This window comes from Colwellia piezophila ATCC BAA-637, from assembly GCF_000378625.1.
Lineage (GTDB): Bacteria > Pseudomonadota > Gammaproteobacteria > Enterobacterales > Alteromonadaceae > Colwellia > Colwellia piezophila.
On record NZ_KB905160.1, the window covers coordinates 485,460 to 504,150 of the forward strand.

Below are 18,691 nucleotides of genomic sequence, written 5' to 3' on the forward strand. Positions count from 1 at the left end.
AAAAGATGACTGCCTTTATAGTAAGGTGTTCTTTTATCGTGATAGTGTTCTTTTATATTTAAAAGGTCATTATTGATCTTGCATGGAGTACATTCTGTTGGTCTCACTAAAAAAAATATTCTCATGGTGTTTGCTGGTAGCGCTAACATTTTTAGCCGTTGCTAATGTCTTCGCCGCTGAAGTGGTCAAGACAACCGCTTTTAACCAGCCTAATATTATCCTAATCATGGCTGACGATGTTAGCCCTGATATATTTGGCGCCTATGGTCAAAGTAATGCCGCGAAAACCCCCAATATAGACAGACTAGCCAAACAAGGGGTAATGTTTAAAACCGCTTATGCCACAGCAATGTGCGGGCCATCAAGAGCGCAAATTATGACTGGACGTTATGCCAATACCACGGGCGCTTATCATAATATGGTTTGGCTCAATGACAGTCATAAACGTTTGTACAAAGATAACTTAGCTTTTGCCAAGGTATTAAAACAGGCCGGTTATGCTACCGCTATTGCCGGTAAATGGCATGCGGGTAAACAAATGCCTTATGAGGCTGAGGTTGGTTTTGATGAATACTCCTTATGGGAGATGGATCATTATATAAATGCCTTACCCGGTGGCGCTAAATTTACCGGCTTACATGAAGATAAAAAAACCACCTCGCGTTATTGGCATCCTGCTTATGTTGAAAATGGTAAATTGCTGAATACCAAAGCGGATGATTTTGGTCCAGATATCGAAGCAAATTTTCTCATGGACTTTATTGAACGCAAGAGTAAAGCCAAGCAACCTTTTTTAGCATATTGGCCAACGGTAGCGCCACACGGTTCACGACAAGGCTTTCCCAGTACACCGCATAATGGCAAAGTTGGCTTTTTAGGTCAACGTAAAGACAAAAAGGCTGAGTGGCAACGCTTTTTAGCACTTAATGAATACCTAGATCACTTGGTGGGCAAAGTGCTGCAAAAAGTAGAGGACTTGGGCATTAGTGACAATACCATCATCATCTTCACTTCAGATAATGGCACTGCTGGTAAGGCAAAAACCCGAGGAGTAGAAAAGGGCGTGCAAGTTGCACATATAGTGGCGGGCGCGGGTATCAAACAAAGAGGTTTGAGCGACGAACTGACTGACTTCGCAGACATCATGCCGACTTTAATAGACTTTGCTAACGCGCAGTCTTATTTGCCGGCAGACTATCATTTTGATGGCCAAAGCCTTAAACCCTATTTAACCGGTAAAACCGATAGTCATAGACCATGGATTTATGGCTATATATCCGGTTCACAAATACTGAGAACAAAAGATTATTTACTTGAGGTGGTTAATCCTATTTTAGGCACACCTAAAGGACGATTATATAAAACCGGTGATAGCCGTTGGGGACAAGGTTATCAATTGGTTAGTGGTCAAGCTGAACATGCTCAAGCGGCAAATAAATTTGCTGAAATTTTGCAACAATACCCACCGTTAACGACTGATTTATCTTATTTCAACAGTAAACGTGGTAAGCAATTTTTAAAACAATACCTGAAGCCAAAAAATATCAAACGACATTTGCATAATCATAAAGATTATCAGTTTTATGATGAAAGTTATGTTGAATAATTTAACATGTCTATCTAGTTTACTCAGGAAGTCTTTGTAAACGTCATCTTCGAAGTATCTGATAGAAGATCTATTGCTATTTATACACTGGTTTCAGGACAATAAGCTCCATGCATTGTCTAATAAGTGCCATCCAGGGCACGTCCGATTAAAACACCACGTGCATGACGATCCTGAGCTAAGTGCATAGGCATGTAATTTAATGAAGGACTCGGTACTATTGGCAGACCAAGTTCATTAAGTTTGTCATCTTGTTGTATTCAGGACAAAATTTCAGCACAAGCCGCTCGATTGAGCAATAGCTGGCGTGTGTGATTGAGAGCAAAACTAGCTATTTTAATTGACCGTAGCTCTATTGGATAGGGCTACTTGTAATGACTTTTAAAGCCCCTGAAGTATAATCTGTAGGGGCTTATTTATCTGTTTTTAGCGACTAATTAAAGTTTACTTTGAGCGCATAACCCAGATTTTTAGACAGTGTCGTTGGTAGGTCTACTTCTACACTATGCTCGGTTTGGTTGAATGTTAACGGCTCGGACGCTCCGAGTAAGCTTACTGATGTTATTGCTTGTTGGATATTATCCTGGTTGAATGATTTTATGACAAGTTTACCGTTTGAAGGCACCTTTAATGCCAAGACATAAATAGCGCCATTTTTTTGTGTGAACCATAAATCTTCCGCGGATACTTCTGGAAATCCACTTTTAATTTTGTGTTTTATTTTAAGTGATGTAGGGCCTTCTTTCGCAATATACCAGGGTCTGGTTTGATAAATAGCCTCTTGATTTTCTTTTAACCAAAGACCTATTTCTGCTAAATGTTGCGTACTTTCTAAAGGAATCACACCTTGGCTGTCGGGGCCAACATTGAGTAAATAGTTACCGCCTTTACTGACCACATCTAATAACCAATAAAGTAATTCTGTAGAACTTTTCCAGTGGTGATCTGTCTTCCTAAAACCCCAACTGCTATTCATGGTGCCGGCTGTTTCCCAAGGTGTTAAAGTAATGTTTTCTGGAACAGTATTGTCACCCATAGATTTAAAGTCATGCCAGTTACTCGTGCCAAAATGACCATTGATGCGCGAGTTAATAATGACTTGAGGTTGACGTTCATAGATAGCTTGATAAAAGCTAAAGCTATCTTGATGAGAAATTAAACCGGTGCCATCAAACCATACCAGTAATAGTTCAGGAAATTTTTCCATCAATTCTTTTATTTGTGGTAAGGATTTACCCCAAAGGTACTCTTGATGTGACACAAGCTTGGGATCCATATAATTATTAATACGCTTACACTGTTTTTCTATATAGGCTTCTGATTTAGTAGTATATTGTGCGACTTGGCGCCACTCCTGTGTCACAGGATCACCACAACCACTGGTACCGCCATCCATCCAATCTTTACCTAAGGAATAATATAAGCCTAAACGAATACCGGCCTTTTTCGCTGCTTGGTAGAGTTCTGCAATGATATCTTGCTTAAAGGGGCTGGCATCAATAATGTCAAAATCACTGACACTGGAGTCATAAAGAGCAAAACCATCATGGTGTTTTGCCGTAATGACAATATATTTCATACCCGCATCTTTAGCGATACGTACCCACTCTTGAGCATCAAATTTTGTCGGGTTAAATTTAGCGACCACCTCTTTTCTATATACATCTCTGGGGATTTTTCCTTTAAGCATAATCCACTCTGTTACGCCTTTTACTTCTTTTCCTTGCCATTGACCACCTAAGTTGGCATAAGCGCCCCAATGAATGAACATGCCAAATTTCATGTCCATATATTCTTGTATCACTGCACTTTTGCTATTGTTCATATGCTGCCATGAGGCTAATCGGTGTTGTACTGACAAATCGGTCAGTGTCACTGCTTCGGCCTGCACGAATGTTGGAATAATCAATAACCATGGTGCAAATATTGCTTTTAATGATAATTTCATTTTTAATCCATTTTATTTTTATTTTGCAATTAATTGGAAGGACATTTATTCATAAGGCTCAATGATTAATCGCTTAACCCAAACCGCTTGTTTATTTTCTGCAACTCTTGGTATTAGGGTAATATTTTGTAGACCTAATTTAGTTAAATTTAACAAGCCAAGTTCAACCGTTTGGTAACGCATTCTTGGTTTTATTTTTCTCCCTCTATCATCTTTTGAACCCAGTAAGTTTCTTCTATAGCCAGTATCCATAGTGACAAAACTTAAAGTGTCGTCACTGGCTTGCAATTGCCATTGAGAACCATCACCAGCAAGATCGCTGGCGTATTCTATTTTAACGGTGTATTTACCTGGTTTTAGTACATTGACTTGCCATTGTGCCTTGGCGTTTTTATTTTTCCATTGTGCCTTGGCGTTTTTATTTTTCCATTGACTGATGTTTTGGCTATGCTTATGCTCACCAAATTTTTCCATCCAGCGAACTTCTTCAATTTTAGCCGCCGTTACAATAGCAAAGTCGGCAGGTAAGGATGTCGGGTAAATACCATCAATAGCGAGTGCTTGGCTACTTATGTTTGGCGTACCGTCCAGAGTGATTTCGATTACGTGAATTAAGTCATCATTTAGTTTCGTAGGCAGTGTTAATATCAGTGTTTCATTCTCTTTTTCAAACGTGACCTTGCCGATACCGCTTAACATAACAGCGCTTAATACTGAGTTTTGTAAACTTGGCAACAGTAACTTACCTTGTTTTGGTAATTCAAAGACATGTAGGTACAGTTTATTGTTTTTAACGGTAATATCGCCCCACGGGAAACCATGATAAGGGGAAGCTGTTGTTGCATAAATAGCCTTTTTATTTTTGGCTAACCATTGACCAGCTATCGTCATATTTTCTATTACTTGTGCCGGAATTGAACCATCACCTTTAGGGCCTATATTAAGTTTAAATAAACCTCCTCGAGCGATAACCCTAACCAAGTTCTGCATTAATTTTTTGGGTGATTTCCAATGCTTGTCGTACCATGCATAAGACCAAGAGTCATTGGTGGTATCAATACTCTCCCATACTCCATCATGGCCTTTAAGTGGAATATGCATATCGCCCATGGTTGAAAAATCGCCTAAACCATTGCCGATACGGCTATTGAGTAAACAATTTGGCTGATGTTTTTTGACTAAATCAACTAATGTTTGAGAATATTTTTTTGACATGTTGCCAGGGGTATCGAACCAGAACTGTGAAATCTCACCATAGTTGGTTAATAGTTCGGTAACTTGCGGGACAACTTTATTGTCAAAATAGCGTTTAAAATCTCTTTTATGTCCCTTGATTTTTGGTCCTTTATACATAGCCGCATCAGGCTCTACCCAATCAAAATTTTGTGAGTAATAAAAGCCTAAACGGATGCCATATTTTTTACAGGCTAGGGCAAGCTCTTTGAGGGGATCGCGTTTAAATGAGGTTGCTTTGGTAATGGTAAAGTCACTGACCGCAGAATCAAACATGGCAAAACCTTCGTGATGTTTGGCTGTGATTACGATTAAACTGATACCACTGTCTTTGGCTAGTTTGGCAAAAGTATCGGCATCAAATTTTTCCGGGTTAAAGTTTTTAGCGTAAGCTTTATATTCATTGGTAGGAATATTTGCCATATGCATTAACCATTCACCAATACCATAATAGGTTTTATTCTGCCATTTCCCCGCCATTTGAGAATATAGTCCCCAATGAATAAACATCGAATACTTGTCGTCTATCATCCATTGTAAGCGTGGGTCCGTAATATTTGTATGTTGTACAAATTGCCCCCATTGTTCGTCCATGCTTTTATTTTTATTCGTTGTAGCCGCATGATTAATAGTGCTTATTAATAAAGAGAATACAGTCAACATTGCATACTGGTTGATTCCTTTTCTCATGTTAATTTTCTCCTCTTGACTATGTTTTCTTTGATTATAATTAACATAACTGTAAATATTTATTTATACAACGAATTTGTGGTACTTTTATATATACACATACATAGTGATGGTTTAGAGTGTAGCGAGGTCATTAGATAAAAGGTCAATTCTTAAGGGTGTATGATGAATAAAAATATTAAAAAATCACGGCAGTTATTAGCGTTATGTCTTATTGCTGTGCCCTGGTTATTAGTTAATACCAGCTATGCCAGTAACAGCGGTGCTAGTGAAAGTGGCGCGGTTAATAAAACCAGCAAGCCCAATATCTTATTTTTACTAACCGATGATCAAACAGTTAATACCATTAATGCGCTGGGCAACAAAGCCATTAAAACACCAAATTTAGATCGCTTAGCTCGTGATGGTACTAGCTTTAGCCATGTATTTAATCAAGGTTCATGGTCTCCTGCGGTATGTGCGCCAAGCAGAGCGATGATCAATACCGGTCGTAATACTTACCGTACCGGTTTTGGTCCGAAAAAATCAGGTCGTGAGAGTTACCCGCTTTGGGGCGAAACCTTTCGTAAAGCAGGTTACGAAACTTTTATGAGTGGTAAATGGCATGTGACCAAAGATGCTTTTGTTCGTAGTTTTGATTTAGGCAAAGCGGTTTACGCCGGTGGTATGTCACGTAAAGAAGATGGCGGCCAATGGCAACCTGCGATGTGGGATTATGATGCTTCCAAAGCTAAAAAAGATAACTTTATTGTTTATAAGAAAAAGCAGCATTCCAGTGAGCAAATTGCTGCCGCTGCCGTAGATTATTTACAAACAAAAGCCAGTCGTAATGATAAACCCTTTTTAATGTATGTGGCTTTTTTAGCGCCGCATGATCCACGTCAATCGCCGCAATCTTATGTCGATATGTATCCAGGTGAAGCCATTGCTTTACCTGGCAGTTATATGGCGCAACATGATTTTGATTTAGGCGATTATACCGTTCGTGATGAGCAATTATTACCATTCCCACGCGAGCCTGAAGCCATAAAAAGCTTTATTGGTGAGTATTATGCAATGATCACCCATTTAGATGAGCAAATAGGTAAAATTTTAGACTCTTTAGAGCAATCAGAGTTTAATGAAAATACTATCGTGGTGATGACTTCAGATCACGGTTTGGCGGTAGGTAAACATGGCTTGTTAGGTAAACAAAACCAGTACGACCACAGTATTCGCGCCCCTTTCCTTATTAAAGGTAAAGGCATAGCGGCTGGCCGTGTTGCTAAAGGCATGTTTTATATCAACAGTGTTTTTCCTACTACGGCTGAATTAGCGGGTATTGAAATTCCTGACTCGGTTGATGCGCCCAGTATTGTACCGCTAATTAATGGCGAAACCGATACTATGTTCACCCATATTGTTGGCAGTTATCGCCATTTTCAACGCATGGTACGTAACGACCGTTATAAGCTGATTTATTACCCTATGGTGAAAAAAACTCAGCTTTTTGACTTAGTTAATGACCCTGAAGAATTACGTAATATTGCTGAGCTGCCACAGCATCAAAAAACAATTAAAGCCTTACGTGTTGAATTAGAAAAATTGAAAAAATGGACCGGCGATCCGCTAATCGATAGCGACCCTAAAGGCAGTTATGCTAACTATCTTGGTGAGGTACGCTGTGATTGGCAAATGACTCAGAATGACTGTACTGCTCCTAAGCAAAGAAAGAATAAAAGAAAATCACACTAAGCTAAAATTATAAAAAGAAGCTCCTATGAATATACCTATGAAAAATTTATTTAAACTGAGTCTTATTGGCCTAGTTGCTACCGGTTTAAGCGCTTGCAGTCAAAGTGATGCGACCAATACCCAAGGCGTTAAAGCCAGTACTGAGCACGTTAAAGCCAATGTTCAAAGAAAGCCCAACATTGTACTCGTTATCACCGATGATCAAGGTTATGGTGATGTCGGTGTTTATCAAAATCCGGTAGTGAAAACACCGCAAATAGATTTACTGCATGATCAAAGTGTACGCTTAACTAACTTCCATGTTTCACCAACCTGTTCGCCCACCAGAGCGGCATTGTTTTCTGGGCAAAACTCCCTGAAAGCAGGAATCTGGCATACCGTTATGGCACGCTCTATTTTAGACAGTAAACATTACACCTTAGCCGAGGCTTTGCGTGATAATGGTTATAAAACCGGTTTGTTTGGTAAATGGCATTTAGGTGACAACTATCCTAACCGTCCGGAAGATCAAGGTTTTGATGAAGTATTAATGCATGGTGGTGGCGGTGTTGGTCAAACGCCTGATTATTGGGGCAATACCCAATTTGGCGATACTTACTTAAGAAATGGCAAGCCGGAAAAATTTGAGGATTATGCTACCAAGGTATGGTTTGACGAGGGCATTAAGTTCATTAAAGAAAATAAGGATAGACCCTTTTTTGCTTATATCTCCACCAATGCTCCGCATTCACCTTTTAGAGCACCAGCAGAGTATGTTGAACCTTATTTAAAAGAAGGTTTATCGCAAGCCGGAGCGCGTTATTTTGGCATGATTGCTTATCTTGATGAACAAGTAGGGCGCTTACGTGCGGAAATTGAAAAGGCCGGCATTAGCGATAATACCATTTTCATTTTTGCTACTGATAATGGCTCAACCATGAGTGATAGCCGTTTATTTGGCAAAGAAAATATGCAAGCTTATCGTCAACGAGTAAAAGACGACCCTAAGTGGCAGTCATGGGTCTATAACGCGGGCATGAAAGGTTATAAAACCTCAATGTATGAAGGTGGTCACCGCGTACCTTTCTTTATCAGTTATCCTAATGGCAACCTAGGTCAGCCAAGAGATATTGATACGTTAACGACACACTATGATTTATATCCAACCTTGCTTGAGTTTGCGGGTATTGATGTAGAAAAAATAAAACAGCAACAAGAGCTAGATGGCCTAAGTTTAAAAGCTTTGTTTGAAGTAAAAGGTGATGAAGCTAAAGAAGCGGAAGTAAAACAAGCTTTCTTAAATCGTACCATCATGGTTACCAACCAACGCGTTGATGAGCCTAGTATTGAACGCCCTATGGTATTGATGACGCAAAAGTGGCGCTATGTCACCAATGCTAAAGACTCAAAACGTAACCCTAAGAAAAAAGAGCAATTGTTTGATATTGCTAATGACCCGCATCAAGACCATGATGTCAGTACTCAGTATCCTGGGGTTATTGCTGATTTTCGTTTGCAGCTAAAACAAGTTTGGCAAGATAACAGTATCCGTTTTGGTACTCGTCAGCTTATTGTGGTTGGCAGTGACCATGAAAATCCAACGCGATTGAACGGCATGGACTGGATTGATGCACCAACAACGTTCAGTGTTCCTGTTTACCCTGGTTTTAAACCATTACATGAAGAAAATCAGCGTAATGCTTGGTTAAATAAAGAGCAGCAATTCAAACCACTACCTTGGTCGTTAACCGCAGAACAAACCGCAAAGTATCAAATTTCCGGTTACCTTTGGGATAAACCGGCAGGAAAACCGGTTGAACGTAAGTTTATTTTTGTCAAAATAAACGACATCGTGCATCGCGGCGTAGTTTATAGCAATGCCAATGGTGGTGAAGTTGAGCTGCCGTTAATGAAAGGGCCTTTTAAAATGAAAGTGTGGTTTTCTGATGATGAAAAAGGTTTGGCAGATCAACTAGCGGCTATATATGTTTACGTGAAGCGTATTTAGCTTAATTTAATATTCATCCTCTTTATATTAGGTGAATATCATTAAGTGAACATCGGGCTAACGGCTCGTTAAGCTTTTCTGAATAAGGCTAGCCAAACGGCAAATAATAGTTAATATTATTTGCCGTTTTTTTTTGCTAATACCGTTGTAATAATGCATCTAAAGCTGAATTACGGCTGCGGTCAAATTATACCAATAATCTTTACTCTTATTTACACTCACCATATTGACTTGTTAGTTAACTACTCGTAATATCGTGTATATTCTATATATAAAAATACACGTGGTTTGGGGGTTAAACCTTTCACTTGGTATTTATAATTACCCATTAAGTTTAACTACGGAGTAAATTGTGAACACAAAACTTATTTCCATAAAGAGTCTTGTCTCTATTGTCATCATACTGTCGAGTTCTCTATACGCACAATTTGCTACCGCTAAAGACGTTAAACAACCGAACATACTGTTTATATTACTTGATGATATAGGTAAAGAATGGATCAGTGCATATGGCGCCCAAGGCATTGAAACACCCAATATCGATGCTTTAGCTAAATCAGGTATGCGTTTTGACAACTCCTATGCTAATCCTCAATGTACACCAACACGTATTTCATTTTTAACCGGTCAATATCCTTATCGCAATGGTTGGGTTAATCATTGGGATGCTCCGCGTTGGGGACATGGTTATTACGATTGGCAGAATAACCCTAGCATTGCTCGAGTAATGCAAAGTGCTGGTTATGCGACAGCCGTTGCCGGTAAATGGCAAGTGAATGACTTCCGTTTACAGCCCGATGCCATGGTTAAACACGGCTTTGATGAATATTTAATGTGGACAGGTTACGAAGAAGGCAATGAACCCAGTAAAAAACGTTATTGGAACCCTTATTTACACGGTAAAAATGGCAGTAAAACCTACCCAGGAAAATATAGCGAAGATTTATTCTCAGACTTCTTACTTGATTTTATCGAAACTAACGGCGCAAAAAATAAACCTTGGTTTGCTTATTATGCGATGAACTTACCCCATGGGCCATTAGAAGTAACACCCCATGAACCTTACGCCAAGACAAAATATGAAAAGCATAGAGCCGCAGTACGTTACGCAGATTTTATTTTAGCGAAAATGCTTAAAGGTCTAGAAAAAAGTGGTCAACGTGACAATACCATTGTGGTGTGGACTACAGATAACGGCACCGCTGGCGTTACCGGTCTTCGCAATGGTCGTAAGGTTAGAGGGGCAAAACTAAAAACTACGGAGCCAGGGGTTAACTTACCCTTTATTGTCAATTCACCTAAGTTAGTGCCACAAGGTGTAGTTACCGATGCGTTAGTGGATATTAGCGATTTATTACCAACCTTTGCCGAACTTGGCGGTGCTGAATTGCCGAAAGAATATACCTTCGATGGTAGCTCTTTTGCACCGCTCATCTTGGGTAAAAGTGACGATTCAAAACGAACGTGGATCATGGCCATGGGTGGTAGAAATAATGCCCAAGTATCAGAAAACGGTATTGAAAATGCGTGGCATTTCCGTGACCGAGTTTTTCGCGATAAACAGTTCAAACTTTATGTTAATCCAACCAACAACCGTGACTATGAAAAATTAGTGGATGTACTTAATGATCCAGAAGAAAAAATCAACTTAATTAACAGCAAAGATCCGAAAGTGCAACAAGCCTTAGAAAAATTAGCTGCTGCTGCGCAAAGCATGCCTAATAAAGATAATGATCCCACCTATAACAAAATACCGGTAAATAGCTGGGATGTGCCGGTCAGTGTTAAATCACAAAGCTGGAAGCAATAAGCTTTATACCCGTTACCAATCAAAGTGCAGGATTTCAGTGGGAATTAAAAGGGCTTTAGGCAAGGAAAATAATTTAAGCATAGTCATTCTATGGTTTGATTATTTAATGCGGTATAAAGTCATTTTAAACCCATCGAAGAAGCGTTTGAGCAACATCACTTCATCGTTGCTGTGACTTATAATGGAACAACCATTATTTCATCACAGCGCCTCGAATTGAAATTGCTCAAGCACTCTGAAACATGCATCTTGAATGGTCACGGGTATAGGTCTTTAGGAATAGAAATAGGAACAAAAGTATGAAAAAAATATCACGTCGTAATTTTATCCAGATGGCTGGCGTAGGCGCAGCATCACTGACACTGCCGAGCTTATTATCAGGCTGCGGCGTTGAAAAAACAAACAGTTCACTGTTACTACCAAGTTACTTAAAAGGTTATGAAGCGCAATATGCGCAAGATCCTAGACAAGCCGCATTAACTTGGTTTAAAGAAGCTGGCTTTGGTTTGTTTTTACATTACGGTTTATATTCAAACCTTGGCGGTGAGTATAAAGGTAAAAAAATTGTCAATAAACACAAACCCGATCATGCAATTGCCGAATGGATCCAATGGCATGGAAAAATTGATGTTGCCGAATATGCACTGTTGAAGGAGCAATTTACTGCCGCGCATTTTGATGCCGATTATATTACCGACTTAGCCTTGGCTGCCGGTATGAAGTACATCAATATTACTACCCGTCATCACGACAGTTTCTGTTTGTTTGACAGTAAATATACCGATTTTAATAGTGTTAACTCTCCTGCACGACGTGATTTAGTGGCTGAGCTGTCTGAACAATGTCAGCAAAAAGGTCTAGGGCTTTTCCTCTATTACTCTCACGGTCGTGATTGGAAACATCCACACGCACCGAGTAACCGTGATTGGGGGGTTACCGCTCGTCCACGTTATGAAAATCAGCAGGCTGAATATTTGGCGGAAGGTGAAGAAAATTTAGCTATTTATGCCGAGTTTATGCAAAACCAAGTCACCGAGTTATTAACTAACTATGGGCCTATCGCCGGTATCTGGTTAGATGGTGAAGGTGTGCCAAAACAGTTTGCTAAAAAATACGATAAAAAACATGGCGGCGGTGGTTTAGCCAAAGCCATTGAGTTACTTAAAGTGAATGAGCTTTATGAGAAAATTCGAGCTACTCAGCCTAATACCTTAATTTCTTATAAAAAAGGTTTAACCGGCACGGAAGACTTTGTTGCGCCTGAGCGTAAAGGTTTTGGTTTAGATGGTGGTGGCAAGCCAATGGAAATTTGTTCAACCTTGCAAGCGCATAGTTGGGGCTTTAATAAATTTACCCCGCACCGTTTAAATGCCGAGCAGGTGTTGGAAACTTACAATCAAGCGCAAAATATGGGCGCCAACTTATTGCTCAACTCTGGCCCTATGGGCGATGGCCGTATTGTTAAAGAAGAAGCAGAAACGTTAAAAAAAGTGGGTGAGTTATTACGCCAACAAAGACGTGCTACATAGCTAGGCCATATAAACCGGCTACACCGTTGGTGAAGAGATAATACTTATAGATAGTTAACTGGCTGTTAATTATCTATAAATTAAAGAATTTAATATTTAGCAAACTTAGTGATATAGGAATGAATTATGAAATTAGTACGATTTGGTGCACCAGGCCAAGAAAAACCCGGTTTAATCGATAAAGACGGTAAGTTACGTGATTTATCAGCAATCGTCAGCGATATTGACAGTAAGTTATTAGGTGGTGGCGGTCTTGCACAACTTAAAACCATTGATGAAACATCTTTACCTTTAGTTGCCGGCGAGCAGCGTTTTGGCAAACCTATTGCCATGGTTGGTAAATGTATTTGTGTTGGTTTGAACTATGCCGACCATGCAGCAGAGTCAGGTATGGAAGTACCTTCTGAGCCAGTATTATTTGCTAAAGCGACTTCGTCGTTACAAGGCGCAAATGATGTAGTTATTTTACCTCCAGGATCAGAAAAGTCTGACTGGGAAGTAGAACTTGCCGTGGTTATCGGTAAAGAAGCCCGTTATGTTTCAGAAGAAGATGCCATGGACCATGTCGCCGGTTTATGTGTGATGAATGATTTGTCTGAACGCGCTTTCCAACTTGAAAAAGAAGGTCAGTGGATGAAAGGTAAAGGTTGTGACACCTTTGGCCCCTTAGGCCCTTACCTAGTGACTACCGATGAAGTAGGTGATGGTAATAACCGTAAAATTTGGTTAGAAGTGAACGGTAAACGTGTACAAGATGGCAATACCAATACCATGGTTTATAAAGTGCCATTTTTAGTCAGTTATATTAGCCAGTTTATGAGTTTACAGCCGGGTGACGTTATCAGCACAGGTACACCACCAGGTGTTGGTTTAGGTTTTAACCCGCCAATTTACCTTAAAAAAGGTGATGTTATGCGCTTAGGTATTGAAGGCCTAGGCGAGCAGCAACAAACAGTTAAGCTGTAAAACAACACCTAAAGCATTTTAAACTTTAGCTCTTAAATTATTCCCCTAGTTTAAGAGCTTTATTTTACATGACTATGTAGTTTACTCAGGAACTATTTGTAAACGTCATCTTCGAAGTATCTGATCGAAGATCCATTGCTCTTTATACACTGGATTCAGGACAATAAGCTCAGGATAATGTGCTCCTGCATTATCTAATAATTCACATCCATGTGACGTCTGCATTGTCTAATAAGTGCCATCCTTAGCCAAGTGCATAGGTATGTTTTGTTAACTACTGGTCGCCAATATGCGGCTATCAATCAAGAAAAAGACAATAAATGACCATGATAAATATAAAAATAAAAAATATCGTTATTTTAACTGTCTTGTTGTCAGTCATTACCGCATGTAGCAATAAAACAACACCAGTTCAAAAGCAACCAACAAAGCCGTTAGCACGTGCTACTTGGATAGCGCCAGAATTAGAAACTGACCAGCAAAGAAACGAACGTATGGCATGGTGGCGAGCAGCGCGCTTTGGCCTATTTATCCATTGGGGCGTTTACTCTGTACCCGCAGGTGTTTACCAAGACAAGCCTGCTGCAGCTGAATGGATCATGTTACGTTCCCAAATTCCTGTTGATGATTATAAAGCCTACGCAACAGATTTTAATCCACAAAAGTATGATGCTGAAAAGTGGGTACTTGCCGCTAAAAATGCCGGCATGAAATACATTATTATTACCGCTAAACACCATGACGGTTTTGCTCTTTACGACTCTAAAGTAACAGATTGGGATGTGGTTGACGCTTCCCCTTATGGCAAAGACTTACTTAAACCCTTGGCAGAAGCGGCACGTAAACATGGCATCAAGTTAGGGTTTTATTATTCACAGGCCCAAGACTGGGTACATGCGGGTGGTGCAAAACATAAACATGTGCAATGGGATGCCAAGCAAAAAGGCTCTTTTAATCAATACATTAATGACATAGCTGCGCCACAAGTCAAAGAAATCTTATCTAACTATGGTGATATCGCGGTGTTGTGGTTCGATACGCCAGTAGGCGTACGCCAAGCTCATGTTAAGCAGTTTTATCAACATCTCGCTTTGCAACCCGACATAATCACCAATAATCGTCTTGGTGGTGGAGCACTAGGTGATACGGTGACGCCTGAGCAGTATATTCCGGCTTTAGGCATTCCAGGCCATGATTGGGAAACGTGTATGACCATGAATAATTCGTGGGGTTATCGAAGCAATGATCAACAGTGGAAATCTTCCTCAGAGCTTATCCATAAACTTGGCGATATTGCCAGTAAAGGCGGTAACTTCCTGCTTAATGTAGGTCCCACCGCGCAAGGTGAAATTCCAGCTCAGTCGTTAGTTTTACTCGATGATATCGGTCAGTGGATGAAGATAAACAGCGAAGCTATCTATGGCACAGAACAAAGTGTCTTTACTTTTCTTGATTGGGGCAGAGTAACCCAAAAAACCTTAGCCAATGGTAATACGCGTTTATATTTACATGTTTGGCATTGGCCACAGAGCCGTCAATTAACGCTACCGCTGAGCAACCAAGTCGTTGATAGTTTTTTACTTGCTAACCAAGCTAATCAAGTTGGACTTAAAGTGACCACTACTGCGGACGGTAAAATACTGATGTTACCAAAGCAGGCTCCCGATAAAGTAAGTTCAGTGATTGTACTTGATATTGTCGGTAAGCCTCAGTTAACTCAAAACCGCTTTAACCAACCACTTAACAATGGCCAGTATATTCTCGATACGAGCAGAGTGATGTTACATAACCATTTAGGTAGTCATATGTTTATTGTTGACAGTGAACATGGTGTTGCCAATGATGACAGTGATTCTAGCAATGAAAGTGCTAAAAGTGCTACCAACGCAAGCAGTGCTACCAATGCAAGCCGTGCTAAACAGACTAAAATTAGTCAATGGCAAATTAAGCCGGGTCGTAAAGCCGAAGCATGGATTGAGTGGCAAGTGGAATTTCAGCAAGTAGGTCAATATCAACTAAGCAGTTTACTAAGCAGCGATATTGAAAACAGCCAAGCAATAAAAGCTATTGTTGAGTATTTAGGCGTTGATGAAAGTCAGTTAAAGAAACTTTATAACAAACGCGGTCGGGTGATTTCCCCTAAAGGACAAGCCTTAACGATAACTACGGCTAATGTTAGTAAACAGCCTTATAGCGTTGACTTTGGTGTTATCAATATAAGTAAACCGGGTATTTATCGTTTGGCCTTATTACCTGTTGAAAGGCCTATTGAAAGTCCTGTAGAAAAGCCGGTAAAAAAACAGAAAAACAATAACTCAGCCGATATGGGGCTTGTTGCCTCAGGTAAAGGTTGGCTTGGTCCGGATGTTTATCATCTTAGCGTTAATCCAATTAAAGCCATTAAATCCGTCAACGAAAAATTAACCGTTAAACGAGCATTAGTCTCTAGTTTGTAATATAAAATAACGAGTATTCCTATGAAATTAACAATAATTAGCACTGGTATTATCACTGCATTTTCGGTGTTAGCACTTAGCTTTAACAGCCAAGCAACAGAGCACTCAGTCATTGCCAGTGATGCCATTTATGTTTCAGTGCAAGGTAAAGCCAATAATAATGGCAGCCAAACATCGCCCTATAATACCTTGGCCAAAGCCTTAAAAAAGGCCAAGCCAGGGCAAACGGTTTATTTACGCGAAGGTGTTTACCAGGGCACAGAAAAATTACGCAATATTAACGGTAAAAAAGGTAAGCGTATCACCATCAGTGCCTTTCCAGGGGAAAGGGTTGTTTTTGATGGCACACGCGGTGTTGATGAACTGGCTAGTGGTAAAAGCCTAACAGCTATTCAAGCCGGCGGCACAGGTTGGTTACCGCATCAGGGCAACATTTATAAAATACATTTGAACCAAGATGTTTGGCAGTTATTTATTTTAAATAACAAAGGTGCCCAACAAATGGTGCCGGCGCGCTGGCCCAATGCAAAATTTAGTGATGGCAGTATTTATAAACGCTCTGCTTGGGCGACCGCACGTAATGCCATTAAAGCTGAAGGGCGATATAGCACTAATCCAGTGATGAATAAGATCAAAACTGGCATCACCAACCAGCAAATGATCAACAAGTGTTTCAATGACGATGATGATTTAACCGACCTTAGTCATTTACAAGGTTTGGACAGTAAATACTGTTTTGGCGTTAGTATTGATGCGCCACCAGAAAGTAAACGTGTTTTGAGCGACGCTGAGCAAAAAATACTGAAAAAACGCCCGTGGAAAAGAATTAACAATAATGCCGATGTTTATGGTCACGATTTAGCGGCGCAAACATTTGATGCTACTGGCGCCATGGCGATACTAAACTATGGTCATTGGCGTACTTGGGCGCGTCCTGTAGTGAGCCATCAAGGAGATACTTTTACTCATCTTGCTACGCCGCATCTCTATGGCACTGGCCATTATTATTACTTAGAAGCCGCGCTTTCTTTACTTGATCAAGAAGAAGAATGGTTTTTTGATAAAGAAACGAAAATCCTTTATTTATGGGCGCCAAACAGTGCTGCTTTAACTGAGCAGTCGTTATTGGTTCGGGCAAAAGTACAAGCCAATGCTTTTACCATTAACAACGCGGATTATGTTAATTTTGAAAACTTAGATTTTTTTGCCACCACCTTTACCTGTAATAATTGTGATCAAATGGTCTTTGATAACTTAAAGCTCGAGTATGCCGGTTCTTCAAAACGTATGTTAAGGCATTGGGCTAGTGTCACCACTCGAGGTAACGGCAAAAAGAACTTGGTTGATGCGGTACCAGATATCGTTATGATCGGCGGAAAATACAAACAGAACAGTGACAAAAGTAGTAACAGTATTATCCGTAACTCTAGCTTTAGTGATAGTGATGGTCCTGCGTTACAGTTTCATGGCAATAACAATAAAATCATTAATAACCGCTTTACCAATATTGACTATAATGGCGCTGAAGGCTGGCCATTCCAAGCGGCAATCAATACCTTTTTAGGTAAAAATACCACCTTTAGTTACAACACTTTTTATAATACCGGCTTATCACAAATGTATCGTGCCCATTCCGGCGATATTACCCATAACTTCGTTGATAAAATAGGTTGGGCACAAACTGATGGCGCGGTTCTTGGTGCTAACAATACCGGCTTAGCGGTCGCCTACAACTGGGCGTTATCAGATCATGACAAAGGCATTCGTATCGATGCACCGTTTCCCCCTAAACATGTTAGTGAATGGAATACCGATAACTATATTCACCATAATGTCACCATGGGCAACCGCGGCATAGTGGTCAAAGGTTGGAAGCACAGGATATTTAATAATACTGTCGTTGATATTCCTTATATTGACGATGTGACCGGTAAAGTAGATCCCGAATCACCAAGAATAATACTTAATAATGATACCGCTTTACTTAAACGCCATAAAATTAGCGAGCAGCAACTGGGTTGTAAAGTAGGTATTGATTGTGGTGCCAACCTAGAAACCATCAGTGCCAACAATCTTGCGCCTTATATTTTAGCCGGCCTTGGAAAAAGAATAGAACGTAAAACGCCATTACTTGTTCAGCAGTCTCATGATTATGAAACTAGCCTAAAGGGTGGCTTAAGCGTTAGTGAGCTGTTGCGAGATCCGGTTAATTTTGATTTTAGAGCGAAAGCAAAAACAGCTATCGCCAAACAAGGTATTGATCTTAAAACCTTCAGTAAAACCAAGGGTTATGCAGATTATCAAGGTTTGCCTTATGGCACTCACTATATTGGCGCTTACGGTGCTAATGAAGCCCATTATAATATCCCCGGACAAAGGCAAAAATATGCCTCTTTTCCTATCCCGCTTCATGACAGCACAAAAGTAAAATCTAATACTGATCTTATGTGGCGAGAAGCTCTTGCTGCAACCGAGTACCGACTATATTTTGGAAGTGACAAAAAATCGGTTGCTGGGGCCAGTGAAGCGCAAGCCATTTATCACGCCCACGCGGAAACTTATCCTGGCATTCGTCCAAGTAACAATATTTATACGCCAAAGAGCTTAGTCGCAGGTAAAGATTACTACTGGCGGGTTGATGTCGTGGTCGGTAAACAAGTACGAAAAGGTAAGGTTTGGCAGTTTAGTGTTGAAAAATAAACGTAAAAACATAAGTGTAAATTATAAAAATA

10 protein-coding genes are annotated in these 18,691 nt (G+C 40.1%); 8 read left to right on the plus strand and 2 right to left on the minus strand.

The features are described 5' to 3' along the window. The first annotated feature begins 97 nt into the window (after nucleotides 1-97). Complete coding sequence (locus tag F580_RS0102175; protein WP_169338290.1) at nucleotides 98-1,606, plus strand: sulfatase family protein; 1,509 nt, start codon at nucleotides 98-100, stop codon at nucleotides 1,604-1,606. A gap of 433 nt (nucleotides 1,607-2,039) precedes the next feature. On the opposite strand, the gene F580_RS23770 is transcribed toward F580_RS0102175, so the two are convergent. Both F580_RS23770 and F580_RS0102185 read right to left on the minus strand, forming a co-directional pair. After that, entirely contained in the window at nucleotides 2,040-3,554 is a 1,515-nt protein-coding gene (locus tag F580_RS23770; protein ID WP_019026058.1) for an alpha-L-fucosidase, read from the minus strand. A 45-nt stretch (nucleotides 3,555-3,599) separates the two neighbouring features. Further along, nucleotides 3,600-5,477 carry an alpha-L-fucosidase gene (locus tag F580_RS0102185; RefSeq protein WP_019026059.1) on the minus strand — a complete coding sequence of 626 codons (1,878 nt, stop codon included), beginning with the start codon at nucleotides 5,475-5,477 and terminating at the stop codon, nucleotides 3,600-3,602. A gap of 165 nt (nucleotides 5,478-5,642) precedes the next feature. Between F580_RS0102185 and F580_RS0102190 the strand changes: the two genes are divergently transcribed. The 7 genes from F580_RS0102190 (at nucleotide 5,643) to F580_RS0102220 (ending at nucleotide 18,659) form a co-directional block, all read left to right on the plus strand. Beyond that, on the plus strand, nucleotides 5,643-7,211 hold the full coding sequence (locus F580_RS0102190; RefSeq protein WP_019026060.1) for a sulfatase family protein: 1,569 nt from the start codon (nucleotides 5,643-5,645) through the stop codon (nucleotides 7,209-7,211). A gap of 25 nt (nucleotides 7,212-7,236) precedes the next feature. Beyond that, nucleotides 7,237-9,198: a sulfatase-like hydrolase/transferase gene (locus F580_RS23775; protein ID WP_019026061.1), complete on the plus strand. Its 1,962-nt coding sequence runs from the start codon at nucleotides 7,237-7,239 to the stop codon at nucleotides 9,196-9,198. 352 nt (nucleotides 9,199-9,550) lie between these two features. Continuing rightward, complete coding sequence (locus F580_RS0102200; RefSeq protein ID WP_019026062.1) at nucleotides 9,551-11,008, plus strand: sulfatase family protein; 1,458 nt, start codon at nucleotides 9,551-9,553, stop codon at nucleotides 11,006-11,008. Between the two features lie 299 nt (nucleotides 11,009-11,307). Continuing rightward, nucleotides 11,308-12,537, plus strand: a complete 1,230-nt coding sequence (locus tag F580_RS0102205) for an alpha-L-fucosidase (protein WP_019026063.1) — start codon at nucleotides 11,308-11,310, stop codon at nucleotides 12,535-12,537. A gap of 126 nt (nucleotides 12,538-12,663) precedes the next feature. Beyond that, nucleotides 12,664-13,503 (plus strand): fumarylacetoacetate hydrolase family protein, encoded by an 840-nt coding sequence (locus tag F580_RS0102210; RefSeq protein WP_019026064.1) that lies wholly within the window; start codon nucleotides 12,664-12,666, stop codon nucleotides 13,501-13,503. A 320-nt stretch (nucleotides 13,504-13,823) separates the two neighbouring features. Further along, nucleotides 13,824-15,959 carry an alpha-L-fucosidase gene (locus F580_RS25310; protein ID WP_019026065.1) on the plus strand — a complete coding sequence of 712 codons (2,136 nt, stop codon included), beginning with the start codon at nucleotides 13,824-13,826 and terminating at the stop codon, nucleotides 15,957-15,959. A 21-nt stretch (nucleotides 15,960-15,980) separates the two neighbouring features. Beyond that, nucleotides 15,981-18,659, plus strand: a complete 2,679-nt coding sequence (locus F580_RS0102220) for a DUF1565 domain-containing protein (RefSeq protein WP_019026066.1) — start codon at nucleotides 15,981-15,983, stop codon at nucleotides 18,657-18,659. Nucleotides 18,660-18,691: the final 32 nt, after the last annotated feature.

Bases quoted from the DNA above. Each gene is read 5' to 3' on its own strand.
- F580_RS23770 (WP_019026058.1), bottom strand. From the start codon at position 3,554: ATGAAATTATCATTAAAAGCAATATTTGCACCATGGTTATTGATTATT.
- F580_RS0102185 (WP_019026059.1), bottom strand. From the start codon at position 5,477: ATGAGAAAAGGAATCAACCAGTATGCAATGTTGACTGTATTCTCTTTA.
- F580_RS0102190 (WP_019026060.1), top strand. From the start codon at position 5,643: ATGAATAAAAATATTAAAAAATCACGGCAGTTATTAGCGTTATGTCTT.
- F580_RS23775 (WP_019026061.1), top strand. From the start codon at position 7,237: ATGAATATACCTATGAAAAATTTATTTAAACTGAGTCTTATTGGCCTA.
- F580_RS0102205 (WP_019026063.1), top strand. From the start codon at position 11,308: ATGAAAAAAATATCACGTCGTAATTTTATCCAGATGGCTGGCGTAGGC.
- F580_RS0102210 (WP_019026064.1), top strand. From the start codon at position 12,664: ATGAAATTAGTACGATTTGGTGCACCAGGCCAAGAAAAACCCGGTTTA.
- F580_RS25310 (WP_019026065.1), top strand. From the start codon at position 13,824: ATGACCATGATAAATATAAAAATAAAAAATATCGTTATTTTAACTGTC.
- F580_RS0102220 (WP_019026066.1), top strand. From the start codon at position 15,981: ATGAAATTAACAATAATTAGCACTGGTATTATCACTGCATTTTCGGTG.